The following is a 26,200-nucleotide window of genomic DNA, read 5'->3' on the forward strand; positions in this document are numbered from 1 at the left end:
TGATATTATCCCCTTTAGGTAGACAGTGTAAAAAAGACCATGTATACAGATGGATGTTACACTATTACTTGGAGGGGATTTTTTATGGTAAAAAAAGGTACAACATTTAATACATACTCAAATGAGATAAAGTTATCAGCTGTTCAAAGTTATTTAAATGGTGAAGGCAGCTACGATATGATAGCGGAGAAATATGAGATTAGAAGCTCTACACAACTTAAAAATTGGGTGAAAAAATATAAAGAATGTGGTGAAATTACAGATACTCGCGGGGAAAATAATAAAATGAAAGGTATACCGAACCCTTTAAAAGGCAAACGGATTCATTTTAAAACTGTTGAAGAAGAGCGTGATTACTATAAGGCTCAGGTTGAATATTTAAAAAAGCAGTATCCAAATCTGTAAATGGGGGCGTACTAAAATATAAAGAACGATATCATATCATTGAATTACTAAAGAGAAAATATCCCGTTATATGGCTTACTAAATTTGCGGGTGTACATCGCTCAAGTTACTATAAGTGGGTTCATACAAAAAGTATGAACAACATGCGACTAGAATCCGATAAACGATTAAAAAAGGTAATTCAATCTATTCACGTAAAGCACAAAGAATATGGATATCCACGTATGAAAATCGCTTTAGAAGAAGAGGGGTATTTTATAAATCGCAAAAAGGTATATCGATTAATGAGTGAGCTTAACATTCAGTCTATTATTCGGAAGAAGCGTCGCTTCTTTAAAGGGAATTATTCTAATACTTTTCCAAATGTTTTAAACCGTGAATTCAAAGATCGCCAACAAAATGAAGCGCTTGTTACAGACATTACCTACCTACGATTTCAAGAGGGCTTCCGCTATCTTTCTGTTGTACAAGATATTTATAATAACGAAGTTGTTTCTTGGAAAATTTCCAAGCGTAATGATAATGAACTTGTATTAGATACAATTGAAATGTTGGCACAAAAAAGAGATGTGCGTGGAACCATTCTCCATTCAGATCAGGGGTTCCAGTACACATCTCATGCCTACAACAAACGACTTTTAGATTTAGGGATCATTGGCAGCCACTCTCGCAAAGGAAACTGCCATGATAATGCCTGTATCGAGTCATTTTTCTCCCATTTTAAATCGGAGATGTTGTATTTGAATCATTTTAAAACAGAAGCGGATTTAATACAAGCAATCGAAGAATATATTTACTTTTATAACTATAAACGTTTCCAAAAACGACTCAACCATCGAGCTCCGATAGAATATCGAATCTCGATGGCTGCTTAGTCTTTTTAATACTGTCTACTTGACAGGGATAAGACCAGAAACTAGGCTCTTTCTTCATTTTCTCATTACAAGATTGTAAGAATCATGTAATGAAAATCGATAGGGGGAATGTCATATTTTCGGTACACTGTGTATATCGAAATGTACGAGAGCAGGTGAGAATCAAATGGATTTTTTGGAAGTATCGAAGCGAAGTATAAAGAGGAATATTCGTGATTATTTACTATATTTTATATCTTTAGTAGGTAGCATTGTTATTTATTTTACATTTGTCTCAATTAAACAAAATGAAAGTGTAACCGCACTTCTAAAAGAATCAGATAAGATCGAAACGACATTTACGTTTGCACAAATTTTGTTAATGATTTTTTTAACGATTTTTATCTTTTATTGTAACGGATTCTTTTTACGAAAGAAGAAAAAGGAAATTGTTTTATATAGTTTGTTGGGAATCCGAAATAAAGAAATCGCTCAGTTATTATTTTATGAAACGTTGTTACTTGGTATAGGTGCTAGTATTGTAGGAATTATAATTGGTGTTTTTGTTGCAAATATTTGCGCTGGGCTACTTGTGAAATTAATGGGAAGTGCTTTTACGTTTACATTTTCAGTATCATTTTTATCTATAGTAGAAGTTCTTGTAACATTAGGTGTTATTTTTGTTATTGCATCATGGAAGAGTAAAAAACTCATTTATCAACACCGTTTAGTTGAATTACTATATGGTGAAAATCAAGAAGAAGAGGCACCGACCTTTACAAATAAGAAAGCAAAACAAGCAATTGTATTCCTTGCAGCAGGTTATGTGGTGGCATTATTAACGCAGCTGTTTGGATTTAGTGCCGTTTTTATAACAGGACTTATCATTTTTGTATTGATCGTAAAAGGGACATTTTTATTATTTGAACAATATACAGTTCAATCTCTGCACAAAATAAAAGAAGATAAAGGAAAGTATTGGAACGGAACAAACATTTTATCGATTTCATCTTTGGTTTTCCGTATAAAAGGAAATGTAAAAATGCTTGCGCTTTTATCTCTCTTAAGTGCAGTGACGCTATGTACGATTGGAATGAGCTCTAGTATGTATTACGGCGCGAAGAAAACAGCAGCAACGATGAATCCGGTCAGTTATGAATATATAACAGATAGTAAGGATTTAAATGAGAAAGTAAAAACGACAATTCAAAAATCTCACTATGATATAAAAGGAGAAACGTCTGTATCATTACTTTCAGTGAAAGGGAGTATAGATGGATCATCAGTTTTGACAGGTTATCAAGTCGGTGATGGAAATATACAAGTTATAAAGGAATCGGATTATAATAGAGCGTCTGCCCAATTAAAAAATGACGCAGTTACACTTCGTTCTGAAAAAGATGCTGTTTTATTAGATCCGTATCAATCATATAACTTGGAAAATACATCTTTTAAAGGAAGAACAGCATCGATTAATAATGAAACAGTGACATTTGTTGATCATAGAGAAGAGACGGTTGTGAGTGCAAAATTAGCTCCAATTGGAATTGTTGTTAAGGATTCATTGTTCAAGAAAGTCCAGCAAGGAAAGGCAGTATCACGCGTAAATGGATTTATCGTGGATGGAAATGGGGATGCAAAGTTAACGGAAATGTTAATAAATATTATCCCAAAGGAAGCAAAACTCCAGTCATTTGAACAGGCCAGTCAATCTGAACTACAAGATGGAGCGGTACTGTTATTCGCAAGTGTATTTTTAGGAATCGTATTTATCTTAGCAACAGGTTGTATCCTATACTTTAAGCAAATAACAGAAGCAATGGCAGAGCGTCCTGCATATGACATGTTAAAGAAAATCGGATTAACAAAACAAGAAGCAACGCAATCTGTAAGAAAACAAGTCGGGGCTATGTTCTTTGCACCGTTACTATTAGCAATTTGTCACATGTTCTTTGCCTTTTTAGGTTTAATGGGTTTCAGAGGTATGTTTGAATATATGGTGCCAATTGCAGGAAGTATGCTGGCATATGGTGTCATTTACTTCTGCTACTACATGTTAACAGCTTGCTCTTATACAAACATTGTATGGAGTGATAGAAAATAAAAAGAAGCAAGCATTTTTAAATGCTTGCTTCTTTCGTTATTTCGTAGAAACTTCGCCTTCTGTTTGTGTTTGCGGAATTAAGTATCCGACAATACCTCCAATAATTGCTGGGACGATCCAACCAATTCCTAATTTGTAAAAAGGAATTGTGCTTGCGATCGATGTAATGGCATATGGCATCATTCCCACATTATCAAGTGCGTGAATACAGCTAATGATGAATGCAGCGATCATGGCACCGATGTAGACAGATGGTTTCCGCTTCGTATATTTATCAATAAATGATACAAAAATTAAGATGATTGTAACTGGATACAGAATGATTAACACAGGTAACGTAATTTTGATTAATAAGCTGAGTCCTAAGTTTGAAATGATAAAGCTAAAAATACAAACATATAATACAAGCTTTTTATAAGAAACGTTTGTTAATACATTTGTGAAATAGTTGGCAAACGCGCTAACTACGCCAATCGCTGTTGTTAAGCACGCAAATATAATGGCGATGCTTAGCAAAATATTACCGCTTGTCCCAAATAATTGGTACATAACAGTTGCTAATAGCTGTCCACCATTTTCAAATTGTCCTAAGTTTCCATTTGATGCTCCGATATAGCCAAGTAAGAAGTAAACGATTGTTAAAAAGAAAGCAGCAATGCTTCCACAAATAATTGTGTATTTTGCGATAGAAGTTTTTTCGGTTACACCGTTTTGACGAATCGCATTTACGACAATTGTCGACAAAACGAGAGCGCCAATCGCATCTAATGTTAAAAATCCTTCTAAAAACCCTTTGAAAAACGGAATCTCTTTATAGTCCCCGACAGGAGTCGCAAATGAGCCTGTTGGAGAAAGAATTGCTTTTGTTGCCATAACCGCAATAATTCCAAGTAAGATCGGTGTTAATATTTTTCCAATATGATCAACTAATTTGGATGGGTTTAATGATAAGAAGTAAACAACCGTAAAGAAAATAAAACTAAATAGTAACATGGAATACCATTGATCTTTAAAAAGTGGCGCGATTCCAATCTCATAAGAAACAGATCCAGTCCGTGGAATAACAAATAGTGGGCCGATGGAAAGATAGATAATGATAGCTAATACTGCTGCGAATTTGGGATGAACACGGCTCGCTAAGTTTTTAAAACTACCACCTGCAAGGGCGACAGCAACGATTGCTAATAATGATAAACCTACATCTGTAATGATAAATCCTGAAATAGAAACCCACATGTTTTCTCCTGAAGAAAGTCCAAGAAGAGGTGGGAAAATCATATTACCAGCGCCGAAAAATACTGCAAATAGCAATAAGCTAATGGAGAGAATTTGCGATGGCTTTAAAGTTGTACGCATATATGGAAAATCCTCCTATTGATATTTTTGTCGAAAATTCAAATAATTTGTCGAGTAACTGTTATAATTTTAATAGTCTGATGACTAGAAAGCAACAGGAAATTTTAAATAATTTTAAAAATAATGCGTTAAGTTGGATAATTATACGTTTATACTTTTCAAATCTATGGTGGCATACTACAAGTAAAGGTGTTTTGGATTGAGAAAGTAAAGAATCCTTTTCTTAAATCATGAGGTGAAGGTCTTACTGACTGTGGATAGCGAGATAAAAATGTGTGAAGTAGAGAAAGGTGAAATAGTATGGATTATGTAGAAATTTTTATTGAACTGCTCTTTGGATATGCTATGTTGTTTTTAGTCGTTAAAATCCTGGGGAAAACACAAATGAATCAAATTACACCATTTGATTTTATTTCAGCACTCGTTTTAGGAAATTTTTTAGGGAATGCTGTTTATAATAAAGAGGCTCATATAGGAAGGATGGTTTTTGTAGTTATTGTGTGGGGAGCTTTTATACTCATTACAGAAATTATCACCCAAAAATGGAGAAAAGCACGTTTATTTCTTGAAGGAAAACCAGCTATTTTAATTGCAAATGGAAAGCTAGATTGGAACGAAATGAAGAAAAACCGTTTAGATGTTGATCAGCTTCAGCATTTGCTTCGTGCAAAGGATATATTTTCTCTGCAAGATGTAGAATTTGCAATTTTAGAAAATGATGGGTCGATAAGCGTGATGAGAAAATATGATGTAGATATACCAACAAGAAAAGATTTGAAAATAAAGGGAAAGGAAAATGTATTGCCGGTTGTTCTTATTAGCGATGGGGAGTTTATTACATACAATTTAAAAAAGTTTGGATTACAGGAAGTATGGTTGCGTAAAGAGCTAAAGAAGCAGAGAACAGAATTGAAAGAAGTATGTTATGCGGAGTGGAGTAAAGGAGGGAGCCTTTTTATTCAAAAATATTAGTATGAAACGTGCACATACCGTTTCGGTATGTGCACGAAATAGTTAAAAGTATATTTTTCGATCGCGTTCTTCTTTTAAAATTTCAACAGCTTCTCGGAAGCGTTGGGAATGAACGATTTCACGCTCGCGTAAAAAGCGTAGACTATCATTTATATCAGGATCATCTGATAGATCAATTAACCACTGGTAAGTTGCTCTTGCTTTTTCTTCAGCAGCAATGTCTTCATATAAATCTGCAATTGGATCACCTTTTGCTTGTATGTATGTGGCTGTAAATGGAACACCGCCTGCATTGTGATAAAATAGTGCACTATCGTGATTGGCGTAATGAGCATCTAGTCCAGCTGCTTTCATTTGTTCAGGTGTTGCATCTTTTGTTAATTTATACACCATTGTGGCAATCATCTCAAGATGTGCAAATTCTTCTGTACCGATATCTGTTAATAAACCGACTACTTTATCAGGAATGGTGTAGCGCTGGTTTAAATAGCGGAGAGCCGCGGCCAATTCGCCATCTGCCCCACCATACTGCTCTATTAATAATTTAGCAAGTGCTGGATTACAAGTACTTACTTTCACAGGATACTGCAATTTTTTTTCATAGATCCACATATTTTATCTCCTTTATCCCGTTATTTGCGGGTAGTCATACTCCGACTTAAAAAAGTAAAGAAGTTAGGTGGGGGTTGATTATTAGCTAGGGATGCAGCCCCACTGATTCAAGTTTTACTTTATATTTGCCATGGCCAAGGACCTTTGCTCCATTCCCACGGAGCCTTAGAGTAACTATTTCCAAACTGCTGGAGTGGACCATATTTTTCTTCGATTTTTTGCTTTTGCAATCTTCTTTTATAGGAAAAATCATTAAATTGATTGATAGCTGCAACATCATCTGGATGAGTATCTAAATAAAGCGTGAGTTCGACTAATACAAAATCGAGTTCTTGCAATTCTTCTAGCCACTTATAATATTCATCTGGCAATGTTTGAGCCACGGATTTCCTCACCTTCCTTTCTTATAGGGGTTTTCATAAAAATCATAAAAAGCAGGCCATAAAGTGCCTTTTCTTAATGCTTCGTTAGGCGGAAATTGAGGCAAGTTTGGTGGTTGGAATCCCATAAATAAGTGAGGAGGAGTTGAATAGAATTTCTTTCCAATCGGCGGACAAGGATCATTTGGGCCATGGTAAGGTGTGTAGGATCTCATAAATTTGTCCATAACATAAGCCTCCTTTACAAGTGAAACATTCATCACTACGTATTGTATTCAGACATAATTGTCATTTATGACTCATATAGAAAAACTAGTAGGGTCAAGGAGGAAATATATGTGGAGACGATTACAAATAGCCTTGTATTAGAAGTAAGGAATTTAAAGGACACATTATACTTTTATGAAGGGATTTTAGGAATTAAGCCGAGCAAACATCGACCACAATTACATGTGCCTGGTGTTTGGTATGATGTTGGATCAACGAGAATTTGCTTCGTTTTAAATCGGGACAAATGTAAGGGTGTCAGTGGGGCATTATCTTCTTATATAAACTTAAATTTTTCATTTTGTGAGATAGAAAAAATACGAAAAAAATTAGAATTCTATCATGTATCATTTAAAGAATTAAAGGGCTATAAAACGGAGAAAAGGGGTATTGTTGTGCATGATCCTGACCAGTATAGAATTCTAATTGAGGCGAGAGAGTAGTTGAGACTATATAAGGGGGAGTTAATCGGATGAATAGCACATATCAAGAAAGCGCATTGTTTGAACATAAATTTTGGCTCAGGGTTCTTGGGGATCATGCCCAGTTTCTTTTAGATGCTTTAGCTCCAAGTGAAAAAGAAGATATTCAAAAAGCGATGTATTTTGTTCAAATATTTGATAGATTTCTCAATAATATTGATACAGTAAATTTGATTACATTTGCGAAAGATGCACATGAAGCCGCAGAGGGAATTAGAAAATTTAAGTTAAGTATTATAAGAAAGCAGCTAGAAGGAAAAATTAAAATTCATTTTACACCAACTTTTCTTAACCATATGGTGAACGAAGTGGAAGAGTATATAACGGTGTTAGAGTATTTAATGAAAGGGGAAGTGCCACCTATTTTCCATGAGTTACATTATCATCTTGTTTGGCTAACGGATGCAGCAGGGCATGCAGGTTCTATTTCAGGTGGACTAGATCTTGTCGAAAAACGACTGAAAGAGAAGTGTGAGGAATATGAAAAGCACTTTGAACAATTTTACTTGAAAGCTGTGGAAATGACGGGTTACTTACGAACGGAACTGCACTCTTTTCCAGCTCTGAAGAAATTTACAAAAGATGTTTCATTAGAACTAACACTATTTTCACGCTTTCTTCACGAACTAGAGGAATTAGAACTATCTGATCAAATATTAACCATCATCTCTGCAAGAATGGCAGATCATATGGCAAGGGAAGAATGTTATTATTTATTGAAATTAGCACAAGCTTCTGGATTAGAAATGCCAAAGTGTAATCCGCTTTAAGAGCGGATAAAAAGCCACAATCATGTGGCTTTTTGTTTGTTTATTTCTTCTTTTTTCTTTTCTTTTTGTCGTTCTATTTGTTCAATGCTAGCATTTAATGTTTCCATAATATTTATGATGTTGGTGCTAGAAGATATAGGTTCATTTTTTTCCTGGTGCTCAATTTTTTCTTCTATAAGATCAGCAAGAGCTTCTCTATATTCATCTGTATATTCTTCAGGTTTAAATGGATGTGTAAGATGGTGAATTAAATTCATTGCGGTAGTTAATTCTTGTTTTTGTATTGGATGTTCTTCGGTGCTAGGAAGATTCGGCGTATGCTTTATATTTCGAATTTCATTAGGGTAATGAATGGTTTGTAAAATAAGTCCATCTTGAAAACTACGGATAATAGCTAAATGTTGTTTTTTACGGATAGAAATATGAATGAGACCAAGCTTATTTGTTCGTTCTAGTGATTCTTTTAATAATAAATACGGTTTTTCGTTACCGGGAGTAGGGCCTATAAAATAGGAGCGTTCGAAGAGAATAGAATCTATCTCATCATTTTGAACAAAGGAAGAAATGCGAATGATCCGTGGTTCATATGCTTTTTGTAATTCGACTAATTCTTTGTCCTCAATAAGAATATATTTATGAGGGGCGTATTCATAAGCTTTTACAATTTCGTCATCATTCACTTCATTATCCGTACAATCAGGAGCAATCTTTTTATATTTAATAGGCGTTAGACATTCTCTATGAAGACTTAAAAACTTAATATCTTTTTCTTCTATAGCGCTATATAGCTTAATCCCAATGTTTAATAATCCGAGTGAAAGAGTGCCTTTCCATACTGTATGCATACTAATTTCCTCCTTTAATGAAAAGAAGATGAATAGGTATATTATGAGGTGTTGAGAAAACTTGTATACACTCTTTTATTTTTTATGTTTTAGGAGAAGCTAAACAGACGATTAGAAAGGAGGAATTATACATGCAATTAGCGACACATGAATTACGAGATTTAAGTGAACTAATAGCTGGATGCTTATAATACGATTAATACAATGTCTACATATATACAGCAAGCACAGGACCCAGAGTTAAAACAAATGTTGCAGGAACATCTGCCTCTTCATGTGCAAGATTATAATTTGAAGATAGAATTTATACAAAGTGAATTGGCTCCAAATATTTCAAAGTTTCAGCAGTCTATATTAAAGCCAATATTAGCTTCTTATACAGAGGCGCCTTCACAAAAGTATGTACCCGTTACACCAAGTGTCACTGGACAAGCGCCTACTGATCGAGCGATTGCAACTGGATATTTACTCAATCAAAAGTCTTCTGCATTAAACTATGCTGGCTCCCTATTAGAGTGTGGAAACCCGGCTTAAGAACTTTTTTAGAAAATGCCTTTTTAAATAGCAGCCGCCATGCTTATGATGTTTGGCAGTATATGGTGAAGAAAGGATATTATCAGCTATCGCCAGCACCGGTTTCTGAAATACAAGCGATAGCCAGTATGTATAAGCCACTTCAACAATAGAAAAGGATTGACAAGTTCTATCAAATATTTTAAGGTGATTTTATAAGATTGCGTATACAAAGGGGAGTAACTTGTCACAATAAAGTCGTCATTACAGGGAGAAACCCTCGGCTTTATTGGCAACAGTTTTGTTGTTAGTGAGACCTTTACCAGCAATGGTAAAGGCCCCTTATTGTCTTTTTTAGGACCTTTACTATATTTGGTAAAGGTCCTTTTTGTATGCAGAAAAAAGGAGAGATAAAAAGTGAAAAAGTTTATAAGTCGATTTCGATTGATGCTGCATTTTCGTCGATTTGGTCCATTCCTATATGACTTTTTTACGTCGAAAGAAGTCGCTATGCAAAAAAAAGTACTGTCTATTGTTTTTTTAATCGGATATGTTGTATTTCCGTTTGATCTTATCCCTGATTTTCTAATGTTTTTTGGGGTATTAGATGATGTTGCTGTTGTTCTATTCATTTTGCAGCGAATTGTGAAAATGGCACCGAAGCACTTACAAGAAAAATATAATTTAAATAAGGGATAGGAGTGAACAAATGGAGCAGTTTATTTTAGATGTAATTGATTATTTAAAGCAGTTTTCTTATTTCGGTGTCATTCTAGCATTAACATTCGAGTTTATCCCAGCAGAAATCGTTTTACCCCTTGTTGGCTATTGGGTATATGAGGGAGATATGAACTTTTGGCTTGCGGTATTAGCTGGGACAATCGGAGGGACAACGGGGCCATTGACTTTATATGCACTCGGTTATTATGGAGGGCGTCCATTATTATTGAAATATGGAAAATACTTTTTTATAAAAGAAGAACAGATTCAAAAAGCTGATGACTTCTTTGAAAAATATGGACCAGCAGTGGCGTTTCTTGGACGCTTTATTCCAGGGGTTCGTACACTTATTTCAGTTCCGTGTGGAATGGCGAAAATGAATATTTGGCAATTTAGCATATACACATTTGTGGCGATGTTACCGCTCACGGCGCTATATGTATATATCGGATTGAAGCTAGGGCCTCATTGGAAAAAGGCAGGTGCAATTGTCGAACAATATACGTTACCGATATTAGGAGTTGTTTGTTTAATTGTAGTAGGAATATTCATTTTCAAGTTTGTGAAAAAGAAAAATAAAGTGGAGTCGATGTGAAAACGCCTATAAAGGCGTTTTTGCGTTGGAAAAGATGATGTGGAACTTTACATGAAACTCACTGTACCTTTACAAAGATGTAATATATTTCATGGTTCATTTAAACGAGATTAATATGTGTTAGCTACAATAATCCTTGTACGAAAATCAAACATACGAGGAGGATTTACGTGAGCAGGAACATGTTTCAGAAAGTAAGAGGTCTTATAGGTTTATTAGCAGTTTTTATTTTAGCATTTGTATCATTTCCGTGGAACACTTCTGTACAAGCAGAAGAGCAGAAAGAAGAGAGAAAGCCGGAGGAGAAAAAACTTGTCTTTCCGGTTGTAAGTGACGTACATATTAAAAATAGTGGAACGGATGATACGTTTCGTTGGAAGAGAGCGATTGAACAGTTTAATACACTTGCACCAAAGCAAGATGCATTTGTTATCGTTGGTGATTTTACAGATTCAGGTTCGAATCAGCAATATGATCGTTTTATGCAAGTGTATAATCAATACGCCAATAAAGATGCAGTGAGAATGAATTCACTTGGAAATCATGATTACTGGAATGGTTTATCAGTAGAAGGTGCACAAAAACGTTTCTTAGAAAAGACAGGCATGGAATCTATTTATTATCATAAGGTAGTGAAAGGATACCACTTCCTTGTTATGTCACCAGAAGATGGGACGACACATGGATATTATTCTGATAAGCAAATTAATTGGTTGAAAGAAGAAATTGCAAAGGCAGAAGCTGATGATCCAGAAAAACCAATTTTCGTATTCTTACATCAGCACATTAAAGAAACTGTGTATGGTAGTCATGAGTGGGGAACGAAGGATAGTGCCAAAATTAATGAAGTATTAAAAGATTACCCACAAGCCATTACATTCTCTGGTCATTCGCATTATCCATTAGATGATCCAAGATCGATTCATCAAAAAGACTTTACATCTGTTGGAACATCTTCAGTAAGTTATATGGAAGTAGAGGGCGGGAAAGTGCAAGGGAATATTCCGCCAGGTGCAAGCGAATTAAGCCAAGGTTTATTAGTAGAAGTCGATGATAAAGAAGTAACAATTAACCGTCGTGATTTCCATACAAATTCTTGGACAGGTGAACCATGGAAGATTCAGTTGCCAGCTAAAAAAGAATCGTTTAAACATGTGGAAAACCGAGATAAAGAAAAACCATCTTTCGAGAAAAATACAAAGTTAAAGGTTTCAAATGTAACTGAGAGCTCAGTAACAGCGACTTTCCCACAAGCGAAAGATAATTTACTTGTTCATTCTTATCGCCTACAAGCACGAGATAAAGAAACAGGAGAAATCAAAAATAAGCTGTTAGCATTCTCAGAATTTTATCGTGATCCAGTGCCGAAAGAACTTACGTTTACATTAGCTGGGCTAGATAGTGGAAAAACATATACGCTAGAAGCAGTCGCTATTGACTCATTTGGTAACGAAAGCGAACAGCCATTACAAGCAGAAGTAACAACGAAAAAAGAAATTATTGATCCAAATGTAAAAGTACCAAAAGCGGATGTGTTTGATGTTAATTTCTTAGATGGTACGTTTAAAGACAATTCACCATTTGAAAGTAAAGGTGATGTAAAAGGAAATGTATCAATTGAATATGATAAAGCATTGAAAAAACATGTAATGAAATTAAATGGCGGGGCAAATACATTTGGTTATATTCCATTCTCTGCAGCACAAAAAGCAAAAGTAGTGGATACATTTACATTAGAAGCAGCATTTTCTATGAATGAAATTCGCGGTCAAGCTATTATGGAAAATACAGAGAGCGGCGGAATTGGATTCGAATCTACTGGAGATGGATATGTGGAGTTATGGGCTCATATTGGTGGTAGCTATAAACGTATAGGTACACAATTAGAAGCAAATAAAACATATCATCTAACAGGAACATATAACGGGAATGAATTAGCAATTTATGTAGATGGAAAAAAAGTAAATAGTCAGCCAGTGACAGGTAAAGTGTATCATCCGAATGTACCATTTGCGATTGGGGCAGATCCAACAAGTAACGGTAACGGTGGAGTTCCACTGAATGGACAAGTAGCACTTGCGAAATTATATAGTAAAGCACTTACTTCATCTGAAGTATTAGCGGCATATAACGAATTTTCAAATCGTACAAAATTAGAAGAGCTAAACGCTTTATATGAAGAAATCGGTAAAGCGAAAGAAACATTAGCAGGTTCATATGAATTTGGTGAAAAGCCAGGTCAATATTCGCAAGTTGCATTTACAGAATTACAAAAGAGCTATAACGGAGCAAAAGCAGCATTTGAAAATATGGCAACTACAGGAGAACAAACAGTTCAAACATACCATAGTTTAAAAACAGCGCATCAAGCATTTTTACAATCAAAAGTAACAGAGCAAGAAACACCAAAAGAAAAATTACAAAAAACAATTGATGAAGCAAAAGCTTTGTTAGCGAAAGTTCAAGCAGGAGAAGATGGGCCGGTTAAAGCATTAGAGAAAAAAATTAAAGTAGCAGAAGCTGTAGTAAAAGATAACAAAGTGAAAGATCAGTATGTAGAAACAATGAATCGTACATTAGAATATGCGATGCAACTTGTTGAAAAGAGTATCAATAAGTAAGGATAGGGAGAAGCTTGCCTTGGGCAAGCTTCTTTTTGTAGTAAGAATTCGTGTCGATATATTGAAATAATCGCCTATATATAGTGATTTCGCCGATATATTATTTCATGTTAAAATAAAAGTAGATGAAACATAAAGGGGCGAATTTTGTGGAAGAGAAAAAGCTAAAAAGAATTCTTGAATACGTATGGATTGCAGTTGTGCTCCTTGTTGGATATTATTTTTTGAAAGACAAAAGCATATGGATTCTATTTTTAATGACCTTTTTATTAGCGGGACTTGGCACGCTATTTATTAACTTTTTCTTTGATAGTCTAGCTGTATGGAGAAAGAAGAAGAAGGAAACCAAATAATAAAGGTGGCTGGACTTGGTCAATCTTGCATCGGTGTATTTCTCATTCTCCAAACGTTAACGGAGAAACAAACTCGAACGTAAAACAGCTCGCTAATATAGCGAGCTGTTTTTTCATGATTCTTTTTGTTCATCATTATTTTTTTCAGTCAGTAAGTGGCTATTGCGTCTAGAGTAAAAGAAATATACACATAGACCAATGATTAGCCAAACCGCAAAGCTTTTCCAAGTTGTTGCAGAAAGGTTAATCATTAAATAGAGACAACAACAAATTGCAACGATTGGTAATATAGGGACGAATGGAGCACGGAAGCCCCTTTTTAAATTTGGATGTGTTTTACGTAAGATAAGTACAGCGCAGCAAACAAATACAAAGGCTGTTAATGTACCGATGTTCACTAAGTTTGCAAGTAGATGTAAGTCTAGTAATCCTGCTAATAAAGCTGCTGCGATTCCCGTAATCCATGTGTTTAATAAAGGGATTTTTACCCTTTGATTGACGCGAGATAACGCTTTTGGAAGTAGACCGTCACGGCTCATTGCATAAGAAACGCGAACTTGTCCGTACATAACAACTAAAAGAACAGTCGTCATTCCTGTCATTGCTCCGACGGCTAATAAGCCAGCGACTGTATCTTCACCAACGAAATGAAGTGCAAAAGCAACTGGATCAGAAACATCTAGTTGTGTGTAAGGTACCATTCCTGTTAACACAAAGGATACAATCATATAGAGTGCCGTACAAATGAGAAGGGAACCGATGATTCCGATTGGTAAATCGCGCTGTGGTTTCTTCGTTTCCTCCGCGGCTGTTGCGATTGCATCAAACCCTAAGAAAGCAAAGAATACAGTTGCTGCACCTGTAATAATCCCATCATATCCAAATGGTAAAAATGGTGTCCAGTTTTCCGGTTTAACGTACTTTGCACCGGCTACGATAAAGGCGATAATAACTGCTAATTTAATTAATACCATAACATTATTAATGCGAGCACTTTCTCGTACACCAAAGCTAAGAAGAGCTGTAATTAAAAGTAAAATACATACAGCGGGTAAATCAATGATTCCGCCTTTTCCCATCCCAGGGGCTGAGGCGATGATGGCGGGCAGGTGAATATTAAATCCCGAAAGTAAGGATTGTAAATATCCAGACCATCCAACAGCTACTGCTGCAACGGCTAACAAGTACTCTAGCATTAAACACCAACCAACGATGAAGGCAACGACTTCTCCAACAGTCATATAGGCATAGGTGTAAACGCTTCCTGACATAGGGATCGAAGAAGCAAATTCTGCGTAACAAAAGGCAACACATGCACAGGTAAATGCGGCAATAAGAAAAGATAACATAATACCAGGACCAGAATGTTTGGCCGCAACAATACCTGTTAAGACGAAAATGCCTGTCCCAATGACAGCACCGATGCCTAAAAAGGTTAAATCTAATGCGGTTAATGTTTTTTGTAATTGTCGTGGTGATTCAGTCGTAAGTGGTTTCTTTCGTAATAAAGACTTCACTTGGACTCTCCTCTCATTCTTCAATTTTCACAACTGCCAAAATAGTATGAGCCCATTGTAAAAGAGTATGTAAGTGAATAGAGGTACAGTTGTGTGAGTATAAAACATATAGAATTGCTGTAGTAATTTTATTATAATTCAGAATATTTTGTCAAATAAAAATGTGACAAATAAAATCGTATATGTAAGGAAAAACTATCATCAGAAATAGATGTATTTTATAAAGTAGGAGAAGATATTATGCTGTTTTATTTTGAACTTGTCGTGATTTTACTTTGTACAAAGTTGGCTGGCGATATTAGTGTTCGGCTCGGCCAGCCATCGGTACTAGGTAAATTAATTGTTGGAATTATTATTGGTCCAGCTGTTTTTGGAATTATTAATAGTTCTGAACTGATTGATGAACTTAGTGAGATCGGTGTTTTATTACTTATGTTTATGGCAGGGTTAGAAACAGATTTAGAAGAATTAAATCGTAATTTAAAATCTTCATTCGCAGTAGCAATGGGAGGTATCATTTTTCCTTTTCTCGGCGGATATTTGGCAGGGCTCGCATTTGGAATGTTGCAATCACATGCCATCTTTCTAGGATTGTTACTCTGCGCAACATCGGTGAGTATTTCTGTTCAAACATTACGTGACTTAGGGAAAATGAATACAAGAGAAAGTACAACAATCTTAGGGGCTGCTGTGTTTGATGACGTTATTGTAGTCATTTTGTTAGCCTTTGTAATGAGCTTTTTAGGTACACAAGATGTAAGCATTACACTTGTTATCGCGAAGAAACTTATCTTTTTTGCAAGTATCGTTTTCATTGGCTGGAAAGTTGTACCGTGGATTATGAAAATGTTGGCACCACTCCGTGTGTCAGAGGCGTTAATTAGTGCAGCACTTATTATTTGTTTTTCATTTGCGTACTATAGTGAGCAGATGGGGATTGCGGGTATCATTGGTGCATTTGCTGCAGGGATTGCGATTTCACAAACAACATATAAACATGAGGTGGAACATAAAATAGAGCCGATTGCGTATGCGATTTTTGTGCCGGTCTTTTTTGTAAGTATCGGGATGGAGATTACGTTTCAAGGGATTGGGAATCAAATTTGGTTTATTGTTATCATGACAATCATTGCTATCCTTACGAAATTAGTCGGATCTGGATTAGGTGCAAGGTTAACAGGGTTTAATTTGAAATCCTCGATTAGTATTGGTGCTGGGATGGTATCGCGCGGAGAGGTAGCGCTTATCATTGCAGCAAATGGACTCACAGCGAATTTATTGGCGAAAGAAAATTTCACTGCGATTGTGATTGTTGTTATCCTTACGACGATTATTACGCCGCCGTTATTGAAGAAGTATTTTGTGTAAAGAGGAAGAGTTTATCCTTTGTGGGTAGACTCTTTTTTATATTCATAAAAAAGAGTGCTAGTGTAGCGTGGTGAAGTAATAATTGTGTTAAAATTTATGTGTAATCTAGTATTAGAAGGAGAAAAATGAATGAAGATTACATGGGAAAAAGTCATATGTATAGTTGTACTTCTTTTAATATGCTTACCATTTACATTAGGAAAAGAATCAAAAGTCAAAGATTTTCCTGTTTCTGTTTTCTCTTCTTATATTGCAGGAGATGATTCGAAAGGATATAGATATACTTCCTTTTTGCCTGATGCTGCAATTTGGATAAAGGGCTGGGAAAAGAAGTGGTCGGAAGGAGAAAGGACGGTCTATCAAAAAGGGGATCGAACCGTAAATGTTTTTCATCCTCCTGGTGAAGATGCCTTTTATCTTTATGACTCGCAGGATATGAAAAATAAAAGCAACCGGAAAGAATGGAGGTTGAATGGTGAAACCCTCAACGCTACTATCTAAAATAGAAAATCATATGAATCAATTTTCACCAGCTGAAAAAAAGGTTGCCGAGTATATCATGAATCATGCAGAGATCGTTCCTAATTTAACGACAAAAGAAGTTTCTAATCATGCAGGATCCAGTGAAGCGAGTGTCGTTCGTTTTTGTAAAACAATTGGAATTGGAAGTTTTAAAGCGTTTAAGTTGGCACTCGTTAGAGAATTAACAATTGCCGACTATAATATTAACGATTTTTCGGTGATGAATACAGAGGATGGACCGTTTGATTTATTTAATAAAGTTACATATGTAAATAAGGCCGCGATTGAAGCGAGCATTACTGCGATTGATAAAAAAGAGTTAGAAAAAGCAGCAGATGCCATTTTAGGGGCAAAAAAACTATTATTTTATGGAGTGGGTGGATCAGCAGCGCCAGCGATGGACGGAGCGTATAAGTTTACTCGTTTAGGCTTTACGGCGATGATGCTATCTGATTTCCACATGATGTTGCCTCTTGTAACGAATTTAGAAGAAGGGGATATTTTTGTCGCCATTTCCACTTCTGGCCGGACGAAAGATGTGCTAGAGATGGCGCAGTATGCCAAGCGGCAAGGGGCAACAGTTATCGCGATTACAACGCTCGATCAATCATCTCCATTATATAAAGAATCACACATCCGTCTTTGTATGCCAGATGTAGAACAAGATCATCGTATTGCGAGTATTGCTTCAAGAATGACGCAGCTTAATATCATCGATGCGTTGTATGTGATTACCTTTAATAGAATAGGAAACCAAGTATTGGATAAATTTACAACGACGAGACAAGAAGCAATTCGATTGCGAAAATTAAAGTAAGTAGAAAGAAGACACATTTTATGTGTCTTCTTTGGTAGATTTTAGTAATAGATTGGAGTAGAATTAAAATAACATTTTCTACCTAGTTATAGTCTATTTAGTAGAAAAAGGAGCGGATAACATGCATTTGAAGTATGGAAAACAAATGAATTATCTAGCTATTTTGTTTCTTTTATCATTTTAACCGAGAAGACCCCCTCCTCTAAACGAAGTGAAGGTGGGGGATGAATCGGTTTTTTCTTTTTAAAGAAAACGTCTCTTTTTTATAAAACATATGTTCGTTTTGGTGTATAATAATCTTATCAAATAAAAGGAGGTGAGAACAGGTGAAGAAAGCGTATTTTTCGAAACGGATCTACAAGATAGATTTACCCCATGGGGTGGTAGCTGCAGTTACACAAACAATTGAAACATGTAATCGGGCGAAACGATTTGCATTTCAAACGATGGTTCGAGAAAAACGTTGGAACCGTAAGATGCATACAGATAGTCTTCATCTCGTTCTCAAGCGGAAATATCAATTGAATGATTATTATGCAAACAGTGCGGCGCAAGAAGCAAAGGCGTTGTTTACAGGTTTAATGGCGTTACAAAAACGATATGAGAAACAAACGCAAGAGAAGTTTAAGAAGCTCAAGAAAAAGTTGAAACAAGAACGGACAAAACTAACAAATCTTCGCAAAATCAAACAAAGTTGTGTGAAAGGAACGCTGACGTTTCCGAAAAACACCCGCTTCGCGAAGCACAACAACCTCATCTCCTTATCTCGTAAAAAAGACACCTTAATTTGGCTAAATGAATATCTGTTTGAACATCAATACTTAGATGTGCAAATCAAAAGAATTCAGGCGAAAATTGGTTATCTCACCCACAGACAATCCCGTTTAACGCAAAAACTTTCATCCGATCAAACGAATATTTCAAGCGCAGTATTTGGAAGCAAAAAACTGTTTCGCTCGCAATTTACCATCCGCGAGTTTGTACGTAACCATGACAAATGGAAAACATCATTTTCTCGTGCTCGAAATAAACAACTAATCCTATCTGGTCGGAAAGATGCCAAACATGGCAATTTTGTATTTCAGTATGTGCCGGAGACAAAAGACTTATGGATGACGACAAGTTCTGGGAAAACACTTATGTTTCCAGCTGTTACGTTCCCATATGGACAAGAAGCCATTGAAGAAGTAATCACAACTCAATTACAGTGTAAGAATAAGAAAAAACATGGCAAACCGATTGCATGGTCTGTGGAAGACTATGGTTCCTATTATATTGTGAAATGTTTAGTCGATGTACCGGAAAATCCACACACGAATTACAGCACATCAGATGGTGTCATCGGTGTAGATTGTAATCTTGAGCATTTTGCTTGGGCAAATGTAACGAAGGATGGAAATTACAAAGGAAGTGGTTCCCTTCGTTTTTCTATCATGGGGAAATCTACAGGACAAATCACAAAAATCATCGAAGTGGAAGCAATTCGCTTGGTGGACTTAGCGGATCGGTATAACAAGCCGATTGTCATCGAGAAGTTAGATACAACCCAATCGAAAACAGGGAATCGATATGGAAATAAACATGTGAATCGGATGAAGAGTATGTTTGCATATGAGAAGATGACAAGTGCCATTCTGAATCGTGCAGATAAAAGAGGCGTGGCTGTCTTTCAAGTGAATCCCGCTTATACTTCAATCTCCGGAAAGATGAAATACATGCGAAAATTCGGTATCTCTATTCATCAATCCGCTGCTTTTACGATTGGGCGTCGTGGATTAGGATATAAAGAAAAAGTGCCTCGGGTTCTGAAATCTTATATTCCAAAGAAAGAAGCGCACCACTGGAGTCATTGGCATCAATTAAACAATCGATTGGATATTCGCACACATCAGTTCTATCAGCTATACGATGTAGATCAGCCGACAGAAGCTTTACAAATCGAGCGGTTACACTTATTTGAAAATGAAAAGAAAAAACTAGCAAAACTATTTGCATGATAAAAAAGAACACTTTGTCCCAGATTTTTACGCCTATTACCAGAGCAGATAATAAGTCTAGGAACTGGATGCATGACAAAGTGTTCTAGCCTCGATATAAGAAAAAGTAGTTGTACCTGTTTTGTTTTCCACGGGAGATAGGATAGGTTGTCTTAGGGACATTACCGAACTTCTATATCGTTGTATCTTCTTTGTTGAACGAGGGGAACTGTTTTTGTGAGTACAGAGACAGGAGAATCCCCCACCTCAAGCTCGTTTAGAGGTAGGTGGGGTAGTTCAATTTGCATGAATAGACACAAAGTTGTTATAAAAGGAAATTATATTTCATAAAATAGGATTTAAATATTGATTTTAAATTTCACTTATATATAATGAAGGTGTGAAATAAAATTTCAAAGAGGGTGAGAATATGCTAGAAAATTTATCAACAGAACACCGAAATGAAAATACGATGAACTTAGATGACATGAGCATAAAAGAAATTTTACAAACAATGAATCGAGAAGATCGTAAAGTCGCTGTAGCGGTCGAAAATGAAATCGAGCAAATTGAAAAAATTGTTCAAAGTGTTATTTCCTCTTTTCAAAATGGCGGACGATTAATTTATATTGGCGCTGGTACGAGCGGGCGTTTAGGAATTTTAGATGCTGTTGAATGTCCACCGACATTCGGAACAGATGAGACAAAGGTACAAGGATTTATCGCAGGTGGATTGAAAGCGTTTACGAAAGCCGTGGAAGGTGCTGAAGATCGAGAGGATCTTGCCGTAGCGGATTTAAAGGCTATTGGGTTAAATGATAAGGACACTGTCATTGGAATTGCTGCAAGTGGCAGAACACCTTATGTTATAGGTGGATTAAAGTATGCAAATGCTGCCGGAGCAAGTACAGCTAGCATTTCATGTAATAAGGGCGCTGAAATAAGTAAATTTGCAAAAATTAGCGTAGAAGTAGAAACAGGTGCAGAGGTGTTAACAGGTTCTACACGCTTAAAGGCTGGAACGGCGCAGAAATTAGTGCTGAATATGATTTCAACTGCTTCTATGATTGGCGTAGGAAAGGTTTATAAAAATTTAATGGTTGATGTGCAATCAACAAATGAAAAGTTAGTTGAGCGCTCTAAGCGAATTATTATGGAAGCGACAGGTGCAGAGTACAAAGAAGCAGAGACATATTACGAGAAAGCAAATCGTAATGTGAAAGCTGCAATTGTCATGATATTACTGCAGTGCGAATATGGGGAAGCACTTGAAAAATTAACAGATGCGAAAGGATTTGTGAAAAAGGCATTGTAAAAAAATAGGGAGGGGGATTTTGCAATGAAGAAAGAACAAAGGATGGCCAATGAAATTACGGAGCAACTTGGGGGTATAAAAAATATTCTTGGTATTGCTCATTGTATGACGCGTCTACGTTTAACACTTCATGATGACAGTAAAGTGAATATGGAACTTTTGAAAAAAGTAGACGGTGTCATGGGTGTGATTGAAGATGAAACATTGCAAGTTGTCGTTGGGCCAGGAACTGTGAATAAAGTAGCTGCGGAAATGGAAGTCTTAACGGGATTACGAATGGGTGAGGTTGCTGACCAACCTCTTGAAGAGCGTGGTCAAGATATGAAAGCAGCAATTAAGAAGAAAAATAATACGCCTGTTAAAAATCTATTGCGAAAAATCGGTAATATTTTCATTCCATTAATTCCGGGTCTTGTCGCATCGGGAATTATTAATGGTGTTGCCAACTTTGCGAAAAATGCAGGAGCAGATCCAAATGCCACTTGGCTGCAAATGCTACTTTTAATTGGTGGTGGTATTTTTACATTCCTTGGTATTCTGGTAGGCTTGAATACAGCGAAAGAGTTTGGAGGAACTCCAGTTCTCGGCGCGATTGCGGGTATTTTAATCTTCAACCCAGCTATGGCAAATGTGAAAATATTTGGTGAAGCAATGGTGCCGGGGCGCGGTGGGTTATTCGCTGTCATTTTTGCGGCTTGGCTTATGGTTGTTGTGGAAAGACAAGTGCGAAAAGCAGTACCAAATGCAGTAGATATTATTGTGACTCCGCTTATTACCGTATTGGTTGTAAGTTTAGTAACGATGTTAGCAATTCAGCCAGTGGCTGGTTTACTATCTGACGGAATTACAAATGGTATTAACGCTATTTTAAATGTTGGTGGAGCATTTGCAGGAGCAGTGCTTGCAGGAACATTTTTACCGCTTGTTATGGTAGGACTGCATCATGGTTTAACACCAATTCATATGGAGTTTATTAATCAAACACATGTAACTCCATTATTAACTGTTTTAGCAATGGCAGGAGCTGGACAAGTAGGCGCAGCTATTGCGATTTTTGTAAAAACAAAAAACAAACGTCTTCGCAATGTAATTAAAGGAGCACTACCGGTTGGATTCTTAGGAATTGGTGAGCCTTTACTATACGGTGTTACATTACCACTTGGTAAACCATTTATTACCGCTTGTTTAGGAGCAGCAGTAGGCGGTGCATTCCAAGCAGTTATGAAAACGGCTTCACTCGGAATCGGTGTATCAGGATTATCATTAATTCCGTTAATTGCCGATAATAAATATTTATTATATTTTCTTGGTCTTGTGATTGCTTATGTCTTCGGATTTATCTTTACGTATTTCTTCGGATTTAAAGAAGAAATGGCGGAGAATATATAAATACGGATTGAAAAACCAACATAAAACCATTCCTTTTAGGTGGTGGAGAGGATCCGCCGGTGGATAGAAGCGGTCAGTTCCTTTTTTAGCCCCATGCCATGTGAAAACAGAAGGAGAAAATGAGTGGAAGTCTCTTTTGGGTTTTCATAGCCGCAATTGATATGTTGGAAAATCAAATTGGATTTATATAGAGAGAAAGGGATTCCTTTCTCTTTTTTATAGAAGGAGAGATTACGATGATCGGAGTTTCTATATATCTTTCAAAAGATCAAATGGAGGAGCAGGAAAAATGGTTGGAGACGGTGAGGGAGTACGGATTTTCTTCTATTTTTACTTCTCTGCATATTCCAGAAGATGACCCTAGAACGTATAAAGAGTTAATACAAATACTTGGAAAGCAAGCAAAAAAATACGAAATGGAACTGATGGTGGATGTTTCTCCAAAGTCATTACATCATTTAGGACTTACGTATGAAAATGTGGAACAACTATTAGAGTGGGGAATTACTGGTTTACGTATGGACTATGGGATAGCTCCGAAACAAATTGCACATGTATCACATAAGATGAAGATTGCTTTAAATGCGAGTATAATTACTGAATTTTTCTGGAATGAGCTTCTTGAGGAAAATGTGAAAGTAGAACATGTAGAAGCATGGCATAATTTTTATCCACGTCCAGAAACAGGACTAGCCAAATCATTTTTGCAAAAACAAAATCAATTTTTGCATGAGTGCGGCATAAAAACAATGGCATTTATTCCAGGTGATGGTGAAAAAAGAGGACCTTTATATGAAGGACTTCCTACATTAGAAAAACATCGATATATGCGTCCGCTTGAGACATATTTGGAACTTATGCAAGATTGCTTCGTTGATAAAGTGTTGATTGGTGATATAAGTGCAGCGGTAGAAAGTATAAGTGAAATTTCTAGCGTGAAAGAAGGAATTATTCCGATTCGGTATAAGCCAGTTATAGAAGAGAAACAGGTGTTAGAAAAGATAGAGCGATTACACACGAATCGGCTCGATCCAGCACGTGATGTCATTCGTTCTGTGGAATCAAGAGAAGAATCCTCATTAGTCTTACAGCCTATGAATACAGTAGAAAGAAAAGTGGGATCGGTTACAATCGATAACGTACTGTATGGTAGATATGCTGGTGAGATGCAAATTACAATTAATAATTTACCTGAGAACGAAAAGGTGAACGTAATTGGGAGCGTGATTGAAGAGGATCTGCCATTATTGGCTTATGTAGGAGCGGGACAGAAGTTTCAACTTATATCTGAAAAATAATAAAAAAATCGTCGATAATATGATATCGACGATTTTTTTGTTAGTGACTACGTGCTAAATTTGTACTCGGTTGAACAATTGCTGTTTTAAAATGAGAAAATAAATAACAACCAGTAACGACAATGGCAGTTCCTAAAATTTGTACCCATGTTAGCTCTTCGCCTAAGAATAAAAACGCTAAAATAGCGGTGAAAATTGGATTGAAATTTAGGAAGATACCTGACGTGGTTGCCCCTAATTTTTGAACACCAATATTCCAAAATACCATACAAACTACAGTTGAAATTAAACCTGTGTATAGCAGTGAAGTAATAAATGAAGCATTGATATGGGAAACAGTAAAGCTTGGCATGTTAAATGGAAGTAATAGGATGACACCGAAAATTCCAGAATATAAAGTGGCCATCATTGGCGAGGTCGTTTTTGTTGCCCATTTACTACAAACAGAATAAATGCCCCAAATGCAAACGGCCGCAATCATCCATAAATCTCCGCTATTAAAATGTAATGAAAATAAAAGCGCGATATTTCCTTTTGAAAGAACGAGAAGAACGCCGAAAAAAGAAAGAATCATTGAAAGAATTTGAAGCCCATTTATTTTTTCTTTTAAGAATAAAGACGAAAATAATGCGATTGAAATTGCATTTAGTGTAGAAATGAGTCCAACGTTTGTTGCGGATGTGTGTTCTAATGCTAAAAACTGAAAAATGTTAAAGAGAACAACGCCGGTGATGCCCATAAGTAGTAAGGGCAGAATTGCGGCGCGCGGCGGGAGAAGCTTCTTCTCTTTAAACCAAACAATCGGTAATAAGCAAAGAACGGCAATGATCCATCTTAAACTTGTAAGCGTCATAGGAGACGCATGATCTACAAGTGATTTTCCAACGACAAAGTTTCCTCCCCATAGTAAGCTTGTTAGCAGTAGTAAAAAGACATAAAAATATGGCATAACTTGTGACTCCTTTTAGTAGTGTGTAAATAAAAACGACAAAACCCTTTCTTTTTAAAGAGGATCCGATTATGCATAGAAGCGGTGGATCCATGCCAATTAGAAAACAAAGAGAGAAAAAGAGAGCAGACCCTTTTTTGTTTTCAAAGCAGTGGCTGCTATGTGAAAATTTTTATATCGTATGAATTGTAAATAATTTTAGCATTTTTCTTTGTTATCTAATATATTCTTTTGTATAATGATGAAAATTCGATAAAATATTTTGTTTTAGGTTATAATTATGAAATTTTATTTGATTTAACTAGTGTTGTTATGCATTTTTTCGAAGAATCGTCGGTAAGAAAAAGGGGGATCTTTATGGAGTCATCTGTTATTAAAGTATTAGATGATTTGGACGTACAAATTTTAGATATTTTACAAAAGGAGTCACAAGTGAGTAATGCTGAACTTGCACGTCGTGTTAATTTATCACCGGCTGCGATGCATGCACGAATAAAAAGGCTAGAAGGGGAAGGTTTCATTAATAAACAAGTCGCGATTTTAAATCAAGAAAAGCTTGGATTTGATTTATTATCCTTTATTTTTATGAGTACAAATATTCATCAATCTGAAAAACTTGAAGTATTGGAACGAGAATTGGAGTCTATGCCTGAAGTATTGGAGTGTCATTGTTTAACAGGTGAATATGATTACTTGTTAAAGGTCGCAAATAGAGACCGGAAAGAACTTGAGCGTTTTATTAGAAAGTTAAATAAGCTTGGGATTACGCGAATACAGACGAGTTTAGCGCTAAGGGAGATTAAATCTTCTACGGTATTGCCGATACGGGATTTGGGAGAATAAGATTTAGAACCATTCTTTTTTGAGGGAAGAGAGGATCCGGCCGAGCATAGAAACGGTCAGAGCCTTTTTTAGCCCCATGCCATGTGAAAACAAAAGGAGAAAAAGAGAGAAGGTCTTCTTTTGTTTTCGAGGCAGTAACTAGCATACTTAGAAAGATTTTGCATACATGCAAATTGAAAAATTGAGCTAAAGCTATTCTTTTTTTGTGGGGAGAGAGGAGTTGTCTGGTGGTTTTTGTTTCTAGTTAAAAGTAAGAGTGAAATCAAGTTATAGTTTCAAAGTGACCTCCCGTTTTGGAGGTTTTTTGTTGTGCATTTTGTATCATAAGAAAAAAGCGAGAGATTGAAATGGGTATTA

Annotated in this window: 25 protein-coding genes and 1 pseudogene; 19 read left to right on the forward strand and 7 right to left on the reverse strand. The window is 36.1% G+C overall.

Going from position 1 to position 26,200, the window contains the following annotated elements; genetic code table 11:
• Positions 1-84: 84 nt before the first annotated feature.
• From KFD70_RS06350 to KFD70_RS06360, 3 genes are all read left to right on the forward strand, one after another.
• Positions 85-405, forward strand: a complete 321-nt coding sequence (locus KFD70_RS06350) for a helix-turn-helix domain-containing protein (RefSeq protein ID WP_336454663.1) — start codon at positions 85-87, stop codon at positions 403-405.
• 38 nt (positions 406-443) lie between these two features.
• Positions 444-1,280 (forward strand): IS3 family transposase, encoded by an 837-nt coding sequence (locus KFD70_RS06355; RefSeq protein ID WP_431613077.1) that lies wholly within the window; start codon positions 444-446, stop codon positions 1,278-1,280.
• Between the two features lie 166 nt (positions 1,281-1,446).
• The gene (locus KFD70_RS06360; RefSeq protein WP_336450706.1) at positions 1,447-3,363 is read left to right on the forward strand and encodes an FtsX-like permease family protein; all 1,917 of its coding nucleotides are present in this window, start codon (positions 1,447-1,449) and stop codon (positions 3,361-3,363) included.
• A gap of 36 nt (positions 3,364-3,399) precedes the next feature.
• Here KFD70_RS06360 and brnQ2 read toward each other — a convergent pair whose 3' ends face one another.
• On the reverse strand, positions 3,400-4,719 hold the full coding sequence (gene brnQ2 / locus KFD70_RS06365; protein WP_336450707.1) for a branched-chain amino acid transport system II carrier protein BrnQ2: 1,320 nt from the start codon (positions 4,717-4,719) through the stop codon (positions 3,400-3,402).
• Between the two features lie 300 nt (positions 4,720-5,019).
• Here brnQ2 and KFD70_RS06370 point away from each other — a divergent pair, with 300 nt between their 5' ends.
• Positions 5,020-5,691, forward strand: coding sequence for a DUF421 domain-containing protein (locus tag KFD70_RS06370; protein ID WP_336450708.1), 672 nt, complete (start codon positions 5,020-5,022; stop codon positions 5,689-5,691).
• Positions 5,692-5,733: 42 nt separating this feature from the next.
• Here the strand turns inward: KFD70_RS06370 and cotJC are convergent, their stop codons facing one another.
• From cotJC to KFD70_RS06385, 3 genes are all read right to left on the reverse strand, one after another.
• Positions 5,734-6,303 carry a spore coat protein CotJC gene (gene cotJC, locus KFD70_RS06375; RefSeq protein WP_017153162.1) on the reverse strand — a complete coding sequence of 190 codons (570 nt, stop codon included), beginning with the start codon at positions 6,301-6,303 and terminating at the stop codon, positions 5,734-5,736.
• Positions 6,304-6,422: 119 nt separating this feature from the next.
• Positions 6,423-6,686 (reverse strand): spore coat protein CotJB, encoded by a 264-nt coding sequence (locus KFD70_RS06380; RefSeq protein ID WP_336450709.1) that lies wholly within the window; start codon positions 6,684-6,686, stop codon positions 6,423-6,425.
• An 8-nt stretch (positions 6,687-6,694) separates the two neighbouring features.
• Positions 6,695-6,910, reverse strand: coding sequence for a spore coat associated protein CotJA (locus KFD70_RS06385; RefSeq protein ID WP_336450710.1), 216 nt, complete (start codon positions 6,908-6,910; stop codon positions 6,695-6,697).
• Positions 6,911-7,021: 111 nt separating this feature from the next.
• Here KFD70_RS06385 and KFD70_RS06390 point away from each other — a divergent pair, with 111 nt between their 5' ends.
• Both KFD70_RS06390 and KFD70_RS06395 read left to right on the forward strand, forming a co-directional pair.
• Complete coding sequence (locus tag KFD70_RS06390) at positions 7,022-7,393, forward strand: VOC family protein (protein ID WP_431613023.1); 372 nt, start codon at positions 7,022-7,024, stop codon at positions 7,391-7,393.
• A 29-nt stretch (positions 7,394-7,422) separates the two neighbouring features.
• Entirely contained in the window at positions 7,423-8,202 is a 780-nt protein-coding gene (locus tag KFD70_RS06395) for a DUF2935 domain-containing protein (protein ID WP_336450712.1), read from the forward strand.
• A gap of 20 nt (positions 8,203-8,222) precedes the next feature.
• On the opposite strand, the gene ku is transcribed toward KFD70_RS06395, so the two are convergent.
• The gene (gene ku / locus KFD70_RS06400) at positions 8,223-9,047 is read right to left on the reverse strand and encodes a non-homologous end joining protein Ku (RefSeq protein WP_336450713.1); all 825 of its coding nucleotides are present in this window, start codon (positions 9,045-9,047) and stop codon (positions 8,223-8,225) included.
• 131 nt (positions 9,048-9,178) lie between these two features.
• On the opposite strand from ku, the pseudogene KFD70_RS06405 reads away from it, so the two are divergent.
• The 5 genes and pseudogenes from KFD70_RS06405 to KFD70_RS06425 all read left to right on the forward strand — a co-directional run bounded on the left by KFD70_RS06405 (position 9,179) and on the right by KFD70_RS06425 (position 13,849).
• Positions 9,179-9,733: pseudogene (locus tag KFD70_RS06405) on the forward strand (spore coat protein).
• A 244-nt stretch (positions 9,734-9,977) separates the two neighbouring features.
• Positions 9,978-10,259: a YkvA family protein gene (locus KFD70_RS06410; protein ID WP_336450714.1), complete on the forward strand. Its 282-nt coding sequence runs from the start codon at positions 9,978-9,980 to the stop codon at positions 10,257-10,259.
• 10 nt (positions 10,260-10,269) lie between these two features.
• The gene (locus KFD70_RS06415; protein ID WP_336450715.1) at positions 10,270-10,875 is read left to right on the forward strand and encodes a DedA family protein; all 606 of its coding nucleotides are present in this window, start codon (positions 10,270-10,272) and stop codon (positions 10,873-10,875) included.
• 182 nt (positions 10,876-11,057) lie between these two features.
• A complete protein-coding gene (locus KFD70_RS06420) occupies positions 11,058-13,496 on the forward strand; it encodes a LamG-like jellyroll fold domain-containing protein (RefSeq protein ID WP_336451010.1) in 2,439 nt (812 codons plus the stop codon).
• Positions 13,497-13,645: 149 nt separating this feature from the next.
• Positions 13,646-13,849, forward strand: a complete 204-nt coding sequence (locus KFD70_RS06425; RefSeq protein ID WP_336450716.1) for a hypothetical protein — start codon at positions 13,646-13,648, stop codon at positions 13,847-13,849.
• A gap of 113 nt (positions 13,850-13,962) precedes the next feature.
• Here KFD70_RS06425 and bcaP read toward each other — a convergent pair whose 3' ends face one another.
• Positions 13,963-15,366 carry a branched-chain amino acid transporter BcaP gene (bcaP, locus tag KFD70_RS06430; protein ID WP_336450717.1) on the reverse strand — a complete coding sequence of 468 codons (1,404 nt, stop codon included), beginning with the start codon at positions 15,364-15,366 and terminating at the stop codon, positions 13,963-13,965.
• A 240-nt stretch (positions 15,367-15,606) separates the two neighbouring features.
• Here bcaP and KFD70_RS06435 point away from each other — a divergent pair, with 240 nt between their 5' ends.
• The 7 genes from KFD70_RS06435 (at position 15,607) to KFD70_RS06465 (ending at position 24,051) form a co-directional block, all read left to right on the forward strand.
• Positions 15,607-16,734: a cation:proton antiporter gene (locus KFD70_RS06435; RefSeq protein WP_336450718.1), complete on the forward strand. Its 1,128-nt coding sequence runs from the start codon at positions 15,607-15,609 to the stop codon at positions 16,732-16,734.
• 129 nt (positions 16,735-16,863) lie between these two features.
• Entirely contained in the window at positions 16,864-17,235 is a 372-nt protein-coding gene (locus tag KFD70_RS06440) for an outer surface protein (RefSeq protein WP_336450719.1), read from the forward strand.
• Positions 17,210-18,073: a MurR/RpiR family transcriptional regulator gene (locus KFD70_RS06445; protein WP_336450720.1), complete on the forward strand. Its 864-nt coding sequence runs from the start codon at positions 17,210-17,212 to the stop codon at positions 18,071-18,073. Before KFD70_RS06440 ends, KFD70_RS06445 begins: the two co-directional genes overlap by 26 nt.
• A gap of 326 nt (positions 18,074-18,399) precedes the next feature.
• Complete coding sequence (locus tag KFD70_RS06450) at positions 18,400-20,070, forward strand: IS200/IS605 family accessory protein TnpB-related protein (RefSeq protein WP_431613026.1); 1,671 nt, start codon at positions 18,400-18,402, stop codon at positions 20,068-20,070.
• Positions 20,071-20,479: 409 nt separating this feature from the next.
• Positions 20,480-21,364, forward strand: coding sequence for an N-acetylmuramic acid 6-phosphate etherase (gene murQ / locus KFD70_RS06455; protein ID WP_336450722.1), 885 nt, complete (start codon positions 20,480-20,482; stop codon positions 21,362-21,364).
• A gap of 24 nt (positions 21,365-21,388) precedes the next feature.
• A complete protein-coding gene (locus KFD70_RS06460) occupies positions 21,389-22,753 on the forward strand; it encodes a PTS transporter subunit EIIC (RefSeq protein WP_336450723.1) in 1,365 nt (454 codons plus the stop codon).
• 236 nt (positions 22,754-22,989) lie between these two features.
• Positions 22,990-24,051 (forward strand): DUF871 domain-containing protein, encoded by a 1,062-nt coding sequence (locus tag KFD70_RS06465; protein ID WP_336450724.1) that lies wholly within the window; start codon positions 22,990-22,992, stop codon positions 24,049-24,051.
• A 40-nt stretch (positions 24,052-24,091) separates the two neighbouring features.
• Here the strand turns inward: KFD70_RS06465 and KFD70_RS06470 are convergent, their stop codons facing one another.
• Positions 24,092-25,000 (reverse strand): DMT family transporter, encoded by a 909-nt coding sequence (locus KFD70_RS06470; protein ID WP_336450725.1) that lies wholly within the window; start codon positions 24,998-25,000, stop codon positions 24,092-24,094.
• A 357-nt stretch (positions 25,001-25,357) separates the two neighbouring features.
• Between KFD70_RS06470 and KFD70_RS06475 the strand changes: the two genes are divergently transcribed.
• Positions 25,358-25,843: an Lrp/AsnC family transcriptional regulator gene (locus KFD70_RS06475; protein ID WP_336450726.1), complete on the forward strand. Its 486-nt coding sequence runs from the start codon at positions 25,358-25,360 to the stop codon at positions 25,841-25,843.
• Positions 25,844-26,200: the final 357 nt, after the last annotated feature.

It is taken from the genome of Bacillus pfraonensis, assembly GCF_050768835.1.
Lineage (GTDB): Bacteria > Bacillota > Bacilli > Bacillales > Bacillaceae_G > Bacillus_A > Bacillus_A pfraonensis.